Origin of the sequence: Polaromonas sp. (assembly GCF_013817205.1) — a bacterium.
Classification (GTDB): domain Bacteria; phylum Pseudomonadota; class Gammaproteobacteria; order Burkholderiales; family Burkholderiaceae_C; genus Polaromonas.
The window spans coordinates 1-17,374 of sequence record NZ_JACDDD010000015.1; the positions used below are offsets into that span (position 1 = coordinate 1).

The following is a 17,374-nucleotide window of genomic DNA, read 5'->3' on the forward strand; positions in this document are numbered from 1 at the left end:
GGTTGGTACCGGCCTATTTGCGACACCGATATTCAAAGAATAGCCAACCGTCCCTGGCAATTCTTCCGGCACCCCAAACGGTGCGCCCAAAACATATACCGGCCAACGCGCGGCTAACACTACGGTGGTCACAGCACTGCTTTCGGTCAATGAAGCCAAGACCTTCCTGTTAAAGGTTTCGCACTCCTGATATTCCGTACCACCTCTGATCACCTTTGCCCCTATCAACGGCGGACAGCTGGTTTTGGTCAACTGGAGCATTTCAGACTCGGCAAGCCCAGACATAACCCGCACGCCTGGAACTATGGCCTCGGCGTGGGAATCCCCCCAAACCACCACGCCTGTTTTTGTTGTCCCTGTAAGACGTTGACTCGTGCAGTTGGCCCATGGGGGCAACACAATATTCGCCATGTCAAGATGGCAACCAGCCCTTGAGGCATTGAAATCCAGAGCGGCTTCTTGTGCCGCCATGACATCGGGACGAATCCTATCAGGGAAGCCTTTGTAGGCCAGCGTCGTCCCTGCTGCTGCGCACAGTAACAGCCCCGGTAACGCAAATTTTACAAGCAGCCCAGAGGGTCGGCCCGCCTCGCCGCCGCCACGAAAAGGCTGCTCAACGTAGCGCCAGGTCAACCACGCCAGCACCATCGAGATACCGACAGCAACAATCGCCTCTGCCACTGGAAGCTGACCCAGATTCAGGACCCGAATATAGACAAGTAGCGGCCAGTGCCACAAATACAGTGAGTACGAAATCAATCCGACCAAGACCAAAGGGCGCGCACTCAGTACATAGCGATTAACCACAGCATCTTTGCCAGCGGCAATCAGCAAAACAGCACCCAGGCAAGGCGGCAACGCGTTCCAGCCCGGAAATGGCAAAGCCTTATTCAAAAAAAAGACGCTGACAAGCAACAAACCCAGGCCCACCAGCGAGCAGATATGTTTCCAGCGACTGCCTGCGATAGAGCCCAGGTAACCGGCGGCTAGCGCGGCACCCATCAACAACTCCCAGGCGCGAAACGGGAGCAGATAAAACACCGCATCGGGCGTCTTTGCCAACAGGAAACACGCTCCGGCCAACGAAAGAACAAGCAACGTCACGACTGTCCACTTCAGCTTCCATCCACGGCGATACGATAAAGCCAAAAGCAGGGGCCAGACAACATAAAACTGCTCCTCTACCGCCAGAGACCAAGTGTGCAGGAAAGGCTTGAGTTCCGCAGCAACATCAAAATACCCAGCCTGTCTCCAGAAAAGGAAGTTGGATACAAACAGATTGGTTGCCAGGATCGATTTAGAAAGGCCAGCGAGCTCGAGCGGCAGCAAAACGAGTAACCCGAGCAGAAAAATGCTGGCAATCACTACGTAGAGAGCCGGCAAAATCCGTCTGGCTCGTCGTATATAAAAACTTGCCAACGGAAAAAGCTGCGCTTCTTTCATCTCCATCAATATTCGGGTGATTAGAAACCCGGAAATGACAAAGAAAATATCTACCCCCGCAAAACCACCGGAAAGCGACTGAATTCCAGCATGAAAGAAAACAACGGATAGAACAGCAATTGCCCGCAGCCCATCAATGTCTGGGCGGTATGTCATGGACCACAAAATTTCGTCATGACCACGTTCGTCTATTAACGTAGTTGTAGGCAAATCGTGCCAGTCTTAACAAGACGGGCGAAGTATTCAGGGCGCGCACAACCTTTTGCCGTAACCTCCTTTGTCGCCACACTAGTTCATACCGCTCAGTAGTCACATCATTCTTGTAGCGCTGTATGACATCCTGGACATCATCAACTGAGCTCCGAACATTTTTCTTGGAAATTAGCCCTATGGCGGTGTCAATGATTTGTTGGGCCCGATTTTGGCATCGCAGTTCATTTGTATCAAGAATTGCGGAACGGCATCTACTTATCATTTTTTGAACAGCGGGCCGGTCCTGCATCGCCTCAAGCACACGTTCAAAATCTGACGCATCACCTTTGATAGGAATGTAATGCTCCCACGGCTCAATTACGCCGCTGTAGCGCCCCTGAACCAGAATCTGGCAACTATCTAGAAGTGCCGCCTCCATCACTCGAGGTGAAATCGCGGTAAATTCGTGCAGGCTGTCCTGCCCTTTAAAACAGGCAGCTTCCACTTCCTCAAAAGAGGCTTCAGGATGTGCGGTTACGTAAGCCCGAACATCATGCTGAACTTTTCCCCTGGGGTCCAACAGACTGCTACCACTGTTGCTTCCTAGAGTGAATTTCGAATTGCCGATAAAGTCCAGCCAGGCTTCCCCCAAAAGCGTTCCTTGTTCACCAATTACTATATCTGTGACAAGTCCTGCGTTTTCAGCTTTCTTTGCAAAATCGCGCCCTATGGTCCACTTTGTCTCGCCGACCCTGCCAAAATAAGGAAGAAGTTTTCTTGCTCTGTAACCCACATCAATTGATCTAATATCAAATGGTTTGGGCCTGACCCCGATCAGAACTTCATCAATATACCCTGTATAAGCGAGACGAATTTCTCCCGTTTTGTGATATTTTGGATAAAGCAGCTCCCGATGTTCTGCAATTACAGAGTACACAACATCTATTCGCCATTCACACATCCATTCATCCAACAACTCATGGCAATCATATTCATCCTGTGGAAAAGCCATCTTTACTGCGCTACTGTCTTTGACAAAAGAATATGCAGTCTTCAGACGTTCGAAAGCCTTAGTGGACGACCAGCGTCCGCAGAGCAAAGTCACGTCCAACACAATCAAATCGAAAGGCGTGTCTTTGATGTAATTGGGCAAAGGAAGAGCGGTGTCATGGTAGAGATAATTATGCTCGGGGCAGCTTCTCTCCAGAATGAACACGTGATGTCTCAGAAAAAACGGCACAGCTCTGGCGTCTCCCAGGCTATGCAGTACCAAGATGTTTAGTTTATCGAGACTGGGCTTCACTTTTCAATCTACAAACTGTCGATGCCATAATTCAAGGCTTAAAAGAGCCCAAAGGTTTCGACCATAAACGCTCTGTGAATCTAGTATTGAATCAATCGACAGACCGTTGGCTAGGTAAGACCGATCACGTGCACGTTTCGAGCCGAGAATGTCCCCAATAAAATCACGCGTCGGCCCACCACGTTTAAGCCACAAATTTAGGGGCACCGGGAATCCCATCTTGTCCTTGCGCTCGCGAATCGCAGTTGGCAGCCGATTCGCAAATGCTGATTTGAGCAAGCGTTTCAGTTCACCGTTCTGAAACTTGATATTGGCGGGAATCGTAGCCGCAAATTCCACCAAAGGGTGGTCGAGGAACGGTACTCTTGACTCAACACCATGAGCCATGCTCATCCTATCTTCAACTTGCAACAGAGCGGGCAACAAAGTCTTGAAATCGAAATGAGTCATGGAATCAAAATAGGACTCCTTGCCTACATTCTGGCCCCAGAAGATACTCTTGAACTCTTCAAACGTTGCTTTTTGATTGATTGCCCCGGGCGCAAGAATGTCCCCAAAGGTGTTGGCACGGTTCACTAGCCGCCAGTAACGTTCGTCCCGCTCGCCAAATAAGCCATTCGACCAAAATTCGCGTAGCAGCGGCTTGTATTGGCGGAGGGTTTCGAGATTGGGAATGATGGACTCATAGGTGACGACGTAGTTGCCATTACCCAGCGATCCCTCTATGGCCCCTTTGATACATTGCTCGAAGTACGCAACCAGGTAACGAGCATACCCGCCGAAGATTTCGTCGCCACCTTGGCCACCTAACACAACCTTAATATGCTCGCCCACCTGTTTGGAAACCATGTACTGCGGAAAAGAGCCAGGCCCTGCCGCAGGCTGATCCAAGTGCCAGATCACCTTTGCGATGTTATCAACAAAATCCTGCTCGCCAATATCCGCCACATGCAACTGCATGCCTTGTTCATCTGCCAGTGTTCTGGCATATTGCGATTCATCAAAGCCGGAGCCGTCCAAAAAACGTCCATTGAAAGCCTTGAACGGACCGTTCGGGCGAACGTCTCGCGCCAGTGCAGCAAGCAAACTGGAATCCACGCCGCCGCTAACATAGCTGCCTACCTCAACATCCGCGCGCAGGTGAACGCGAACTGAATCAAGCAGCAATTCGCGCAAGCGTTCTGTAAACCAACGCTCCGTGTGGTCATAGTCGACCCTATAGTGAACCTCCCAATATCTCATCGGTTTAGGCGGCTCACCAGGAGAAAGCGTGGCGAAATGTGCGGCAGGAAATTGCCAAACACCATCCATCAAGGTTTTTTCGCCCAAACAGAACTGAAAACTAAAATAATCCGAAAGCGCCCGTTCGTTTACGAGGCGATGCTCCAAGAAAGGGAGCAGCGCCTTTATCTCAGAAGCAAAATAGAGCCCGTCTGAGGTTTTAACCCAGTAGAGGGGTTTGATTCCAAAGCGATCACGTGCCAAAAACAACTTTTGCTCGACTGCGTCCCAAATCGCGATCGCAAACATCCCTCGCAAACGGTTTAAGCAGTCCGAACCCCAACGCTGAAATGCACGCAATACAACCTCGGTGTCAGACTGGGTGCGAAACTCACCTTCACCCAACTCTTGGCGAAGTTCAATGTAGTTATATATTTCCCCGTTATAGATGATGGTGTAACGTCCGTCATCACTATGCATCGGCTGCGCACCCATCTGCAAGTCAATGATTGAAAGTCGTACGTGTCCAAAGCCGACTTGTCCGTTAGCCGAGGTCCACTTGCCCGTACCATCGGGGCCTCGGTGACGAATGCGGCTCAAGCCGACATCAAGCGCATCGGACGATCGCTCCACAGCAAACGGGCCACTTCCAACAAAACCAAAGATTCCGCACATTCTTCAACCTTTCCCAACAAGCCGCATCACTCGCGGCTTCCAAGTTAACCTGACAGATTCCGGCAGCTTCCGCCATAAGTAAATCGCGAGGCGTTTGGCGAAATCTAGAGGGCCGCGAGATGCACTAAACAACTGAAGAAACGTGTCGTTCAAACGCTCTGGAGGGTACGCCCGAATTGGACAGCTCGTAATCTGAGTCGGAAAACCCGTCCGAATTTGTGTCATGGGTGCCTTCTGGAAACTCCCGGTTACCTCGCCCAAATCCGTTAAAGAGCTGCCTAGCTCCTCATCTACCATTCCAACAAATGATTTGTATGAATATTTTCCTGAGCGAATGATGTCAAGCCAGGCGCGCTCAGCCATGGCGTCAAGATACGAATCGTCCTTCAACAACTGGACAACATCTTGCAAATTTGAGCCATCCTTCCTCAATGGGATGAAATGCTCCCAAGGTCGGATTACCCCCGAATACTCGCCTTCAAATAGAACCAAAACAGTTCTTGAAGCAATGGCTTCAAAAATTCTTGGTGACAACTGGTTCATCAGCCCATCAACTTCCCTGGGACGAATAATGCGGTGATAGATATCTTCATCTGGTGTGCCGGGATTTTCATTCCGGTAGTGTTCGACTTCTTGAGAGAGCGTGCCGTCCCAATCGAATACATTGCTGCCGCTTTCGGACCCGAGCATAGATCTGCACGACACGACGAAGTCATACCATTTAGGTCCGTAGATTCTTTCGTCCTCGCTCCAGGCAATATCATTCTCTACACCAAATTGATCGCAGTAGGATTTAACCATTTCACCGATTGCGACCTTCTCAAAACCGAGCTGACCATATCGCACGGGTAAAGGTCGGCCACGGTAACCCACCATCAAACTACGCTGAGAAGGCGGCGGGAGTAGATGGGTAGGGGGAAGCTTTTCTGGAACGTAACCCGTGAGGTTTGTTACAAAGCGTGTTTGAGGAAATTCCTCTCTGGGATAAACAGTGGCTATACCAGCCTCCGGGACTACGGTGAAGACCAGCCGCATGCCCAACTTTTTGATCCAATGCCACGCTCTCTTCGGGTGGTCATATTCATCTTGAATGAAGAGGAATTTCAGCCCACCATAATTCTCTAAAGCTTCGGATACCGACGGAGAGATTTGATCAAAAGGAAGTCTTAGTGTGAAATGGATACCGACCGCATCAAAATTTAGCAGATTGACATTTAATTCAAAATAAGCGTCGACGTGCGCAAAAAATATTCGGTGTTGGGAATGCTCTGCAAAACAAGCCAGATGTTCATAAACGGTATTTGTGAAAGTCTGCGTCGAGTTGTAGAGAATTAAAACATTCATGGCCAATTACTTAGTTGCAGTCGCATATATGTCCAACCCCACAATAGATGGCCACTTTGTCTTGAGCAAATCTTCTCTCGATCTCTTTTGAAATGGACGCTCCTGTGCGATGTTTTCAGTAGTGGCATTAACAGAGGAAAAAGCCCTGCAGAAATGCTTTAAGGACCGCGCAGAAATCCAATCAGTATGAGGAGCTAAATCACCCTCCGCACTGGCGTCGTATGCCGCACTTTGCTTTTTTGAGCTTTCCCCGACCACACCATGATAGCCAAAGCACTCCTTCATAGAGTAGTTAAGGGTAAGAATTGGTGACGTCAAAAGCCTGCGATACGAATAAGCGTAATAAACCATAAAGATCAGCCGTCCCCCTGGTTTGAGCAAGCGGTAGCACTGATCGATAGCCAACTGCAGATTCCCCGTGTGGTGCAAACAGCCAATCGCTGTGACGTAATCAAAAGTGCCGGGGTCGAACGGCGGACTAAGAATACTTCCTTGAACCGCGTTTCCTGCGAGATGACATTGGGACAGCCTGTGGTTGACCATGGATACCGGTCCTTGCGCAATGTCCAGTCCGGTATACAACGCCCCAGATTCTGCCAAGCGCTGCGCCACTGTGCCATACCCAAGACCAATATCGAGCACCTTTTTGTTCGGCATTTCTGCAAATGGTATATGGTCAAATAGATATGGATAATAGTCAAAATACCAATCATCAAACTTCTTGAGCGAAGCAATAGATGAATCAGTAACGCCGAGTACTTTGGCAATATTGCTTCCACAAAGTTCATCCCAATAGACCGCGTTTTTTTCAGAAATTTTAGTAGTTTGCATATTATTTTTTAAGACCAAGAAGACGATTAAGACCTTGACGAAATGCGCTGCCGATTTCATATTATGTGTTAAAAGGAGATCGTCGCCGACAGCCGGAATATTTTAGTGTCAACCCTCCGGAGGTATCGATTTTGTACAGTTATCTAAATCGCAGAATCAAAATACCCCTTTGCGCGTCTGAATGCGATTAATCCAAAATAGAACATGCCAAGCGACAACAAACCGACATAAAGCAGCCCAGATAAATTCGGCACACGGTGTTCCAAGAGTATTGCACGATATCCATCAGCGATCTGATAGAGAGGGTTGACAACCGACATGCTCTGGGCAAACTTCGGCATACTTTCGAAAGAGTAAAAGATTGGAGTCATGAACATGATTGCTGTCAATACCGTCGGCAGGATTTGAATGACGTCACGGATAAATACAGCGATTGCAGACAGCCAAATGCCTATCGCAGCTGCAAATGAAAACTGCAGTACCACCACCACTGGCAAAAGTAGAACGTGCCATGTGATTGATGCTCCTGACCAAAGCAGCAATACAAAAAGAAACGAGAGACTTACAGCCAAGTTGATTACTCCAACCAAGGTACCCGCGATTGGCAAAAGCTCTGTCTTGAAAGCCATATTTTTCACCATACCCGAAGCGCCCACCACGGATGTCGTCGATGCCATGATTGACTCCTGGAGCGCAATCCAAGGGCCATACCCGCTGATGAGCCAGATTACATAAGCGAGGGTTGTGTCTGCGCCTGGTAATTTGACCTTGAATACGAATCCGAACACGTATGTATAGAGGCCCAGCATAAACAGCGGATTGGTGACGGCCCAGAAACTGCCAAGCGAAGACCCCAGATAGCGGTCGCGAATGTTCATCTTGAACAGGTTCAAGAGAAGCCGGACGTCGTGCCGATTGAATCCAAACAAGTTTACTTCTCCAAAATTGAAGCCGGCTTCACGTTGCCAGACACAGGGTAGTAAAGCATTGGCTTTCCGCCCGTCGGAGGTGACAGCGAGTACACCTCAAAGATCGAAGACGACTGCGCAAAGACTTCAGCGAGATCTGAAGCAGACTCCCGCAGTTCGACATCTAGACGGTAGACTGCAGGGGCGATGGCCAGTGGAGAGAACTCAAGCTCCAATCCACTTGTGCCGCCGGCGAGAGAATAGTCAGCTACGGGAAAATCCTGCTCAAAAACCTTTAGATCGTCGAGTCGCATGATGCAAACGCGGCAAACAGCCAATGCGTTTTTCGTTGAGACATTTATTTGAATTCTCAACCTCTGTAGCGCTTCGACGCGAACAACATGCGTCGACGTCTCTCCAGACAGCAACGCCGTGCTTTCGATGCTATAACCGGCTACCAGAGACCGTGTGCCGACATAGGCAGCAAACCGGGTCAGCAGTGCTGCGTCATCCTCGCCTCGCACCTCATCAATATAGGCCTTGGTGACAGCTGCAGGCGTCCCGTCCATGACGACGCGGCCATCTTTCAGATAGATGCAGCGATTGCAAATATCCTGCACGGACTTCATCCCATGCGACACAAGAATGACAATTTTTCCTTTGGCGCAGATTTCAAGAATCCTGGCGCTGGCCTTCAATGAGAAGGCCGCATCGCCGACCGATAAGGCTTCGTCGATAATCAAGATTTCGGGGTCAATATGACTGATCATCGCAAAAGCGAGCCTGGACTTCATTCCTGTGGAATACGTGCGAACCGGATAGTCAATGAATTTGTCCAATTCGGCAAAATCGATTATCTGACTGACGACCTCATCGACTTCTGAACGCGACTTTCCTTGAATTTCCCCATCAACATAGATGTTTTCGCGCCCGCTCAGATCGTCGCGCAAGCCCACACCCAAGGTCATGATGGATGTCACTTTGCCGTTTGTAAGAATCCGGCCCGAGGTTGAGTTCGAAATGCCAGCAATCATATGCAGCAAAGTGGACTTGCCAGCACCGTTGCGGCCCACGATGCCGAGCCGCTCCCCCTCCCTGAGTGTGAAGCTCACTTGGTCCACCGCCACCTTGCCACCGGAGTTGCCGTCTTCGCTCCCACTCTGTCCCATCGCACTTATCAGATCTGCCGCAGAAGACTTGCCTACCGGATAGACCTTAGAAACGTTTTCAAGGGTCACATACAGGCTCATACCGAAGCCCCCGATATTCGTCGTGCGGCATAAGGAAGGCGAACAGCGCAATTTCCTGCCACGCCATCAACAACAAGACGAAGCCCGTTTCCATAAGTCCATGAACGGCAATCGCCACCATCACTTCGGGCGTGGTTAAGAAACAGATTGAGGGAGTAGTTACCCGGCATCAGAGGCAATGTTGGAACCTCGAACATGACGCGGTAGCTACCCGGTTTATCGCCCACTCGTATGTAGTCAGAAAGAATCAAAATCTCCCAGCCAATGCCAATACGCAGTATTTCTATAGAAATTGCGCAGTCAACCGCACCTGCCTCGTGGATATCCACCGGAAGTTGAATATGAGTGGTCTCCCCCGAGCGCACCAGATACTCCTCAGGTAACGATGCGCCAAAGCTTGCCCCGGAGGCCGAGGGTTTCGGTAACTTCAAATAGTGCACCACCGCCTGATCACTTGGCCCAACAAATGAAAAGGTTCCCGCATCAATTACACAGGCGGTCTCGCATAGCTTTACGATGGCCGCCCAATCATGTGTCACAAGAACCCCAGAAGCGCCACCCAAAAGCCGCTCCCGCATGCGGCGCCAGCATTTGGCCTGAAAGTGCTCGTCTCCCACGGACAACAATTCATCGATGAGGTAAATCTCGTGCTGATAGGCAGTCGCCACCGAGAAATAAAGGCGCGCCGCCATCCCGGAGGAATAAGTGCGGACACGCTGATCAAAAGCATCGTCCAACTCAGAGAACTCCAGGATATCTTCCAGAACAGCTGACAAGTCGACAGTTTCCACCCCCATCATGCGCAGGTAACGCACGGCATACTCTCGCCCAGTCAGATTCGGATTACCCATGCCTCCCAGCTCAAACAATCCGGCGACCAAGCCAAATACATCGATTTGACCACGCGTCGGCATATAGACTTGTCCAAGCAGGCGCAACAAGGTGCTTTTGCCCGCCCCATTACGTCCGAGGATACCCAGTATCTTGCCGCGCGGCACTTCCAGCGATATGTCTCGCAGCGCCTCGATTACAGGCCCCTTGCCATCGTCGGCCGAGCCCAGCAAAAGGCGCCAGACGCGTAAATCACGCTGCACGGCAAACGTTTTCGCGACGCCGGTGCAGCGTAAGGCGATGTCGGATGCACCCATGCTCATCGAGAATTATTCCCTGGTCCGCAACAGCGACTCGCCTGCCAGCAAAGCGCTATAAATTTGATCGAAACGCTTCCCGGCTGCTTCGGCGGAGTGCCACTTGAGGGCAAACTCACGACTGCGCTGGCCGATTTCAAGCCGCTTTGCCGGGTTAGAAATAAGATCGCGCAATATACCCTCTATGGTGTGCGGCGTAGCACTGATAATTGGCAGCTCGTTGGCATATTCTGGAATCTCCTCGCGAAGGCTTTCCAGCCACTCAGGGCGAATAAAGCAGATAACTGGCTTGCCCAGCATCATTGCCTCGCGGGCGTTGGCGCCAAACCAGCCGTACGTCAACATGTCCAGAAAGATGTCCGCCTGAACTTGCAAGAAGCGAACTTCTATATTCGGAATGCCAGTGGGCTCAATGAGGTCGATCGGCAAGCCCTCAGCACGCAAGCGCTCGATGACCGGCATGTAAACGTGGGTCGACTTGATATTGACGCCATCGGTGCGCGTCCGCTCCTCACGGTTCCCAACCGCGTGATACAGCCTGACGCCCCCGCTCCCCAACACAGGCCGTAGGTAGTTCGGTGGGACTTCCAGGCCCGGGTTCCATACCTCCGAATCCAGACAATAGAACTCCGGCACCTCATGCACCCGCGGGTCATCGTTGTAGTCAACTCGATTTCCGCCCAAGGTGCACTGAAAATCGGCTACGGAGTTGCGAAACTTCCCCCACTTCAGATTACGCTCATCATTACAGACTGTTGGCTCATTCTGCCAACGGCAGATCGCGCAGACTGACTCTGGGCCCCACTTGGAAAACGATGTTTGCGACACGCCATCCAGGCATCCGTTGTTGGAGTAAACAATCTTCTTGCCCAGATCTTTCAGCAGGTAAATCTCGGCGCCCTCGCCAGCCTCACTGGTCGCTGCACTTTGAAGAGCCCAGCCGAACGCTATGCAGTGCGTATTTGCGAAGTGCATCACGTCGTAGCGGTACAACCCCGCAAGGTAAAAGCCGAGTTCGCCGTTCAGGGTATGAGCAACATCGCCGCCCAAACGAAAATCCTCCCCATGGTAATAAATCTGCGATGAGGGGTTGGTGTCCCAGTTGTAAACATCCGCTTGCCATCCCAGCTTACGCAGTCCACGCGACAGGTACCAGTTGTTGTAGTAGGCTTGGCCGCAAAAAAGCACGCGAGGCGCAGCCACCGCCTCGAAAGCCGGCCTTAACGTAAGAGCAGAAGCGTGGAGGAAGCGAAACTCAGCAAGGAGGTCTGCGGTTTCCACCACGCCGGGAGGATCTGGCGCCAGACCTGCGCAAGTGCGCACCAGGCGTCTAAGCTCAAGTGCGTTTGTTTCGGAGTTCAGAGTCCCCTTGGCTCTTCTAACGCTTATATCCGCACAAAAATCGTGAACGGTTCTAGGTAACTGCAGCAAGCGCTGCATCGCCTGCGCCAAGTCAACCTTCAACTCAGCGTGGAGTTCGGTTTTGATTTCAGTTTTGAGGGCAACCTTGAGCTCGGCGTGGAGTTCAGCCTTGAGCTCTGCCTTGAGTTCGGCCTTGAGATTCGCTCGCACCGAAGCAATCTCCGACTGCACATAGCTGGATTGCAAAAATGCGCTTTTGATGCGTTTCAGGATTACGAATTTCAACGGCAGCCCCATACTTAATGGAGGAGTGTAAGCCATTGTGAGTGCGCGACGGCATGCTCTCAGCCGCTGGATCACCCAATGAAAGTCGCCTTTAGCGTCTTCTTTCGATCCAGGCGCCTACCGCTGATGCACCATGGTTCATCAGGGCGTCCACAATCGAAAGGCCCGGGACAAACTCGTTGACCCCGGCTTGCGAATAAACTGGATGCACAAATTCTTGCCGAACCAGCTGGATTCCCGATTCCTTGAAAACGGACTCATCCTGGTATCCATCAGCACCACCACCACACATGTACGCCGCACCCCCTACCGCATGAGTGAGTGAGCAAAGTAATTCATTGGAACGGCCTGTCCCCCGCAGGTCTGAACTGCGGCGCATCTTGGTGGCGTCCAATCCCAAATGCTGTGCCAGCACAGTGACGGCATGGATGTTGTAAGCGGCAACATTTGCCTCGGCATTCTTCAGCAAAGGTTCAACGACATCCATCGTGCTTTTGTAGTGAGGATGTTTACGATAACTGGACTCCAGGCTCCGGAAAATTTTCAACCGCCATGGATGGGTGGTCAGGAAGTTCATCTGGTTGATGTCACGAGTACCGTGATAATCCCGATCAATCGCAGCACTCGCCCAGGAATCTGCACCGCCTACGATTATCCTGACGCGATTCGACCAACTACCGCCTGTTTTTGGAAACTGCACATCATCAAGAAACACAAAAATGTCGGACCGCGCAATTTTGTCGAAATAACCCAACCACGGAAAAAAATTAGGCTGATGGATTGCAACGAGTCGGGTCACTGCTGACCTTCGATATAAAAACGACGTCCATGCAATTCAACGTAAACGTTGTTGTACCCAGGCATGCCCGTTGCCCTCAGCCGCCGATTAAATTCATCAAGAGACATCGTGCTGTCCACCCTGCACATCTCCAGAAACATTCTTCTGGTCGATTTGCGAGTACCCCAAGAAATACTATCCAATCGCGTGGGCGTATTGCCGTCCCTTAGCCCATCAAAAAGGCGCTTCACCAGAACAAGTCCTGCCAAATTAGCGCTCTCTAGCAACGTGGCCGGCGTGGCATGCGGCGGCACTTCAAATAACTCAACATCAACGATAGGCCCGGCATCAACGCGGGCTGTCATGCAATGCATTGTCGCGCCGTATTCCTTGGCTCCATCGTATACCGCAAAATGATGAGGGTCGCGCCCCGGATAAGCAGGTGATGCGGCATGAACATTCAATGCAAGTAAGCCCGGAAGATCCAGAATGGCTGGGGGCACAATAACCCCAGTGCCAAAAGATAATAGCAAGTCAGACTTTTTCTCATGGGCTTTTTTGAGGGCGTCCAAGTCGTTGACGATTTGTGCCTCCAGAGCCACGCCTGCCTCTGCAGCGAGTTTGATGGCAGACGCGCCCAGCGCTGGCGGCATCAGCAATATCGCTCGCAATTTGCTCATATTTCCGCCTCACCTGCGGTAACCGTATTCAGGTTCTGCTTAAACTTCAACCAACGCTCTGTCAAGGAAGTGGAGTTATGGGTAGCACTCTCCGGAAGTCGTTCTTTCAGATCGCCATTTTCCGTGTTGCAAGTTGACAGCCCGATAGTTTGGAGATCCCCTACTCCGTCGTAGCTGAGTGTCGACGTCTTGCCCCACGCGGCCAAAGACGCAATGATCTGGCAAAGATAAACACAGCCGCCTTGAAGCCGTCCATACTCGACCGGCGCGCGGCCATGTACCAACTGGGTGCGCACAGCAATCCATTCCAAATGGTTTGTAGAGTCGACGCCTGATACCCCCTTCCACGACTCATCAAACACAGCAGAGAAAAGTTGCCATCCCTCCAATGACAAGGACGGATCTTCGAAGAGCATATCGATCTGGGCAGCTGGTACCTGCCACTGGTTGTGCATCATCGCTTTACACAGTCTATTGATCTGACTTTCATGCAACCGCCAGAGCTCCCCAAAGAGGGCTTCGAATTGCCCGCTCATCCACAACATGTCGCAGAATTGATAACGCTCGGGGTTGAGTGGTCGCATAAAGGCGAGTGAGACGGAGGCACCCGAAAGATTCTCACGACCGTGTACATCGAGCCCATCATCGTAAAGTTGCATAGTCGCCTTGGCGCGACCGTAAACGCTGCGAAAGATCCGCTGGCGTGGTGGAGAGACCTTGTCTTGCCACCAGCCGGGATGTGTCAGAACCTGAAGACAGGGATCGGCCGCTTCAGCCAGCACATCCGGCAAGCGTCTGAAACGCCAGTATCCGTTCGAGTCTGAACAATAGGGCACTTCTGCTTTCAATCGACCAGAATAGCAATTCAACAATCCGCCATAGACCTCCGCATCGCAGGCCAAATGTGACGCAGCAGGGTTATGGAAGCTGAAAACCGATGGTTTCACGCCGTACAGGCCCTCGAGAAGCGCCGCCTCGCGCTGCACGTGCGCTGACAGACTATCTTCATCAACAACGTCATGGAAGGCCGCATCGAAGTGCAGACCTATCTTGTGCCCCATCTCCAATATTTCCCTGACAAGTCGATATTGGCTTCGCTCGAACAAGTTATAAAACTCGCAATGAGGATTGAGAAAATATGTGGCACGCACGCCCTCGGCAGCTTCAACAGTCGCGAGCGCGTGCGCTCGATTCAAAGAGTAATCACAATCGTGTCGCCACAGAACAAAGCGGCTTGCCCACGGAATTTCGTCGTAGGATGCAAAAACAAAATTCAGCTTGGCAAGTTTCAATAATTCGCGATAGGCATTGACCGTGAAATCAGTATCACTTGGCTTGCTGTTCAGAGGATGATTCTTGGTAGAGATCACGTCAGTCTCTTTCTGATCGACGTGATGTAACGATTCGGAGCGCCCTCAACATCCCCCTCAATCTGCACTTTCCGGATTATTAACTTGCCAGAACCACACGCGACTACGATATGGCCTTGAGCAACATGGGTCACCTGCCCAGAAACTGCGCAAAACACTTCTCCATCCTCCAGTAGCGCCGCGTCCCAGATAATCATCCGCTGGCCTTCGTATCCACAATATGCCCCAGCATACGGCTTGTTGCTGGCGTTAATCAACCTCAAGACCTCCAATGCTGTTCGATCCCAATCGATCCGGCCGTCTTCTGGCCGCCGCGGGTAACAGCGGAGGGCGTGCTCAGGGTTCTTTGACTGGGCCTCCAACACATAGCCAGGGTTCGCTTCTAGCTGATCTAAAGCTTCGATGAAAACTAGCGGGATACGCTTTGTCATCCACGCCCAAGCTTCTGTGACCGTGCTGCTATTCAAAAGATCAAAATAATCACGGGCGATGATATCCCCGCTGTCCAACTCGCCGCCAACCATCTTGTGCACGCAGAGACCTATACGATCTTCGCCATTAAGTATCGCCCATGCTTGACATGCGTTTCCGCGATAACGGGGTAAGTCGCCGCCGTGGGCGTTAAGAATGCCATGCGGAAAGAGCGCAACGACCGAACTTGGAACCAGGCCAGTGTAGTTGTAGCTAACACCAATATCTGCGGCTGCAGCCCGAAGAAGTTCTCGATGCTCTGCGATGCGTGGCCCCACAGCAAAAGAAGCATTTAAAGATACCGCTAACATCTCAAAGTCAGTGATTGTTCGCGTGTATTCAGGAGCTTCTTTCGCGGTGATTATGCTAACTATCTGATGCCCAGCGTTTTCCAAAGCCAAAGCGGCGTCATACAGTATCTCTGAACGTCCAATGAGGGCGATCTTCATTGCCGATCTTCCTTGCAGAAGCTGCCATTGCGTCCGAAATTGAGTACTTTCATCAAGCTGCTCCGCGTGCCTTCACCTTCGTAGCGGTGCTTGATCATTTCCCCAGGGGTTTGGTGCAAGTGACGTGTTCGCTCATAGCGTTCGACTTCTTCTGAATTTAAAAACACGTGAATCGGATGGAAATTGAAAATAATAAGACTTTCCCTAGCGTCCTCCAGCGTCGGTATATTGAGCGCCATCTTCATCGCAACGTTGTCTTGCCAGCAGTGGGGGACAACCGTGAGCCCGCCCCATAATCTCCAAGGCGTCAGCCTCGAAATACGATTGAATGGAATGAATACATTGCTGGCATGAGTAATTCCACGACTTATAAATAAGTCAACCAATCGCTCACTTTGCGTAAGTGAGTGAGATCGAACGGCTTTTGCAGAAGGCGCCAAGTCGTGGAGCACTGATAGCACATCGCCGGCATTCGTACCGGCAGTTAAATCTCCGCCCAACAGTGGATTAAAGTTGGGATGTATCCCGACTTGGTGTCGTCCACTACCTACTAGCCGCTGAACTGCCGGGCTCTGGTGGGTTATGAACCAAGTGGCAGGAACTGCGTGCCCCTCGAGCAGACTTAGCGTGTCGGTAATCACATCATCGTGGGCCCAATCTACATCAAATGAAAGGAATATCCTGCCTTTCCACGAAGCTTCGTCGTCGACATCTATTTCGTTTATCAGACCGAAGTGGGGGTCGAATGACGCCATTTCTATACCTCCGAAACCGCAAGTTAAGTGTTGGGTAAAGAGATTATTGATCTCATACCCATAGGAAACGAAGTCATCTCCCGATTCAACAAAGCGCGCACCGCACCGTGATCAGCCACCAACATCTCCTCTCGACCCACCACTTGTTCGAACTTTGGTTGAATCCCCAGCAGCTTGCCGGCAGTTTCCGCAATCTCTCGTATTGAAACAACGTCTGGACCGGCAACATTCAGTATTTGCGATCCAACCGATGACGCTAGTAGGGCACCAATGATTTCCGAAGCATCATCAACATGAATCGGATTGATCTTGAGTCCCCCGTTTCCAGCTATCTGTACAGGCAAACGCTCACGCACCCTGTCTATCAATCTGGCAATCAGTTTTTCTGGCGCTTGATCTGGTCCATATATGAAAAATGGGCGAAGGATTGTGGTGTGCAGTATGGTTGAATATGCCTCTGCAAGCAGTTCAGCCGCCCGTTTACTTCTAAAGTAATACGCCAGATTACCTATGGGCGGGCGTAGTGGAGTCTGTTCATCAATAACTGAAGTGGCAGGTTGGTATAAACCGCCGCTAGAAGCAAGGATAAATTGCGATGCCCCCGCTTGATGCGCATACTGTAGAAGTAGTGCGGTTGTTCCAGTATTTAACCAGAAAACCTCCAGAGCGCGTTCTGGAAAATCCCGATAATTTCTGGATTGCGCAAGATGCACCACAGCATCGATACGCTTGGGTAATTTAGTAATTGACCAGTCACGCGATAAATCAATCGCGTGATAGACCACGCCTTCAGCTTTAGCGTGTGGTTCTAGACGAACAATCGCATGAACCTCGTAATGATTTCGGAGCTTTTTAAGGACTGCCGAACCGAGATGTCCAGACGATCCGGTAATTAATATTTTCCGCATC

Annotated in this window: 15 protein-coding genes; all 15 read right to left on the reverse strand. The window is 51.0% G+C overall.

Annotated elements, in window-relative coordinates; all coding sequences use genetic code 11:
• Nucleotides 1–1,599: acyltransferase family protein (locus H0W47_RS05380; protein WP_296921628.1), on the reverse strand; the 1,599-nt coding region annotated here is incomplete at its 3' end.
• Nucleotides 1,600–1,615: 16 nt separating this feature from the next.
• On the reverse strand, nucleotides 1,616–2,851 hold the full coding sequence (locus tag H0W47_RS05385) for a hypothetical protein (RefSeq protein WP_296921630.1): 1,236 nt from the start codon (nucleotides 2,849–2,851) through the stop codon (nucleotides 1,616–1,618).
• Nucleotides 2,852–2,941: 90 nt separating this feature from the next.
• Nucleotides 2,942–4,834, reverse strand: a complete 1,893-nt coding sequence (asnB, locus tag H0W47_RS05390; RefSeq protein WP_296921631.1) for an asparagine synthase (glutamine-hydrolyzing) — start codon at nucleotides 4,832–4,834, stop codon at nucleotides 2,942–2,944.
• A gap of 3 nt (nucleotides 4,835–4,837) precedes the next feature.
• On the reverse strand, nucleotides 4,838–6,178 hold the full coding sequence (locus tag H0W47_RS05395; protein ID WP_296921633.1) for a hypothetical protein: 1,341 nt from the start codon (nucleotides 6,176–6,178) through the stop codon (nucleotides 4,838–4,840).
• Between the two features lie 6 nt (nucleotides 6,179–6,184).
• Nucleotides 6,185–7,069 carry a class I SAM-dependent methyltransferase gene (locus H0W47_RS05400; RefSeq protein ID WP_296921635.1) on the reverse strand — a complete coding sequence of 295 codons (885 nt, stop codon included), beginning with the start codon at nucleotides 7,067–7,069 and terminating at the stop codon, nucleotides 6,185–6,187.
• An 83-nt stretch (nucleotides 7,070–7,152) separates the two neighbouring features.
• Complete coding sequence (locus H0W47_RS05405; protein WP_296921638.1) at nucleotides 7,153–7,938, reverse strand: ABC transporter permease; 786 nt, start codon at nucleotides 7,936–7,938, stop codon at nucleotides 7,153–7,155.
• Between the two features lie 2 nt (nucleotides 7,939–7,940).
• Nucleotides 7,941–9,155: an ABC transporter ATP-binding protein gene (locus H0W47_RS05410; protein WP_296921640.1), complete on the reverse strand. Its 1,215-nt coding sequence runs from the start codon at nucleotides 9,153–9,155 to the stop codon at nucleotides 7,941–7,943.
• A gap of 8 nt (nucleotides 9,156–9,163) precedes the next feature.
• On the reverse strand, nucleotides 9,164–10,321 hold the full coding sequence (locus tag H0W47_RS05415) for an ABC transporter ATP-binding protein (protein WP_296921641.1): 1,158 nt from the start codon (nucleotides 10,319–10,321) through the stop codon (nucleotides 9,164–9,166).
• A 6-nt stretch (nucleotides 10,322–10,327) separates the two neighbouring features.
• Nucleotides 10,328–11,974, reverse strand: coding sequence for a glycosyltransferase (locus H0W47_RS05420; RefSeq protein ID WP_296921643.1), 1,647 nt, complete (start codon nucleotides 11,972–11,974; stop codon nucleotides 10,328–10,330).
• 79 nt (nucleotides 11,975–12,053) lie between these two features.
• Nucleotides 12,054–12,761, reverse strand: a complete 708-nt coding sequence (locus tag H0W47_RS05425; protein ID WP_296921645.1) for a WbqC family protein — start codon at nucleotides 12,759–12,761, stop codon at nucleotides 12,054–12,056.
• The gene (locus H0W47_RS05430; protein WP_296921647.1) at nucleotides 12,758–13,420 is read right to left on the reverse strand and encodes a formyltransferase family protein; all 663 of its coding nucleotides are present in this window, start codon (nucleotides 13,418–13,420) and stop codon (nucleotides 12,758–12,760) included. The genes H0W47_RS05425 and H0W47_RS05430 overlap by 4 nt, the downstream gene beginning before the upstream one ends.
• Entirely contained in the window at nucleotides 13,417–14,790 is a 1,374-nt protein-coding gene (locus H0W47_RS05435) for a hypothetical protein (protein WP_296921649.1), read from the reverse strand. The genes H0W47_RS05430 and H0W47_RS05435 overlap by 4 nt, the downstream gene beginning before the upstream one ends.
• A complete protein-coding gene (locus H0W47_RS05440) occupies nucleotides 14,787–15,710 on the reverse strand; it encodes a formyltransferase family protein (protein WP_296921651.1) in 924 nt (307 codons plus the stop codon). The genes H0W47_RS05435 and H0W47_RS05440 overlap by 4 nt, the downstream gene beginning before the upstream one ends.
• Nucleotides 15,707–16,465, reverse strand: a complete 759-nt coding sequence (locus H0W47_RS05445; protein WP_296921653.1) for a hypothetical protein — start codon at nucleotides 16,463–16,465, stop codon at nucleotides 15,707–15,709. Before H0W47_RS05445 ends, H0W47_RS05440 begins: the two co-directional genes overlap by 4 nt.
• A gap of 23 nt (nucleotides 16,466–16,488) precedes the next feature.
• Complete coding sequence (locus H0W47_RS05450) at nucleotides 16,489–17,373, reverse strand: NAD(P)-dependent oxidoreductase (protein WP_296921708.1); 885 nt, start codon at nucleotides 17,371–17,373, stop codon at nucleotides 16,489–16,491.
• Nucleotide 17,374: the final 1 nt, after the last annotated feature.

Coding starts and splice junctions, on each gene's coding strand:
- H0W47_RS05445 (WP_296921653.1), bottom strand. CDS start 16,465: ATGGCGTCATTCGACCCCCACTTCGGTCTGATAAACGAAATAGATGTC.
- H0W47_RS05415 (WP_296921641.1), bottom strand. CDS start 10,321: ATGAGCATGGGTGCATCCGACATCGCCTTACGCTGCACCGGCGTCGCG.
- H0W47_RS05420 (WP_296921643.1), bottom strand. CDS start 11,974: ATGGGGCTGCCGTTGAAATTCGTAATCCTGAAACGCATCAAAAGCGCA.
- H0W47_RS05440 (WP_296921651.1), bottom strand. CDS start 15,710: ATGAAGATCGCCCTCATTGGACGTTCAGAGATACTGTATGACGCCGCT.
- H0W47_RS05450 (WP_296921708.1), bottom strand. CDS start 17,373: ATGCGGAAAATATTAATTACCGGATCGTCTGGACATCTCGGTTCGGCA.
- H0W47_RS05395 (WP_296921633.1), bottom strand. CDS start 6,178: ATGAATGTTTTAATTCTCTACAACTCGACGCAGACTTTCACAAATACC.
- H0W47_RS05400 (WP_296921635.1), bottom strand. CDS start 7,069: ATGAAATCGGCAGCGCATTTCGTCAAGGTCTTAATCGTCTTCTTGGTC.
- H0W47_RS05430 (WP_296921647.1), bottom strand. CDS start 13,420: ATGAGCAAATTGCGAGCGATATTGCTGATGCCGCCAGCGCTGGGCGCG.
- asnB (WP_296921631.1), bottom strand. CDS start 4,834: ATGTGCGGAATCTTTGGTTTTGTTGGAAGTGGCCCGTTTGCTGTGGAG.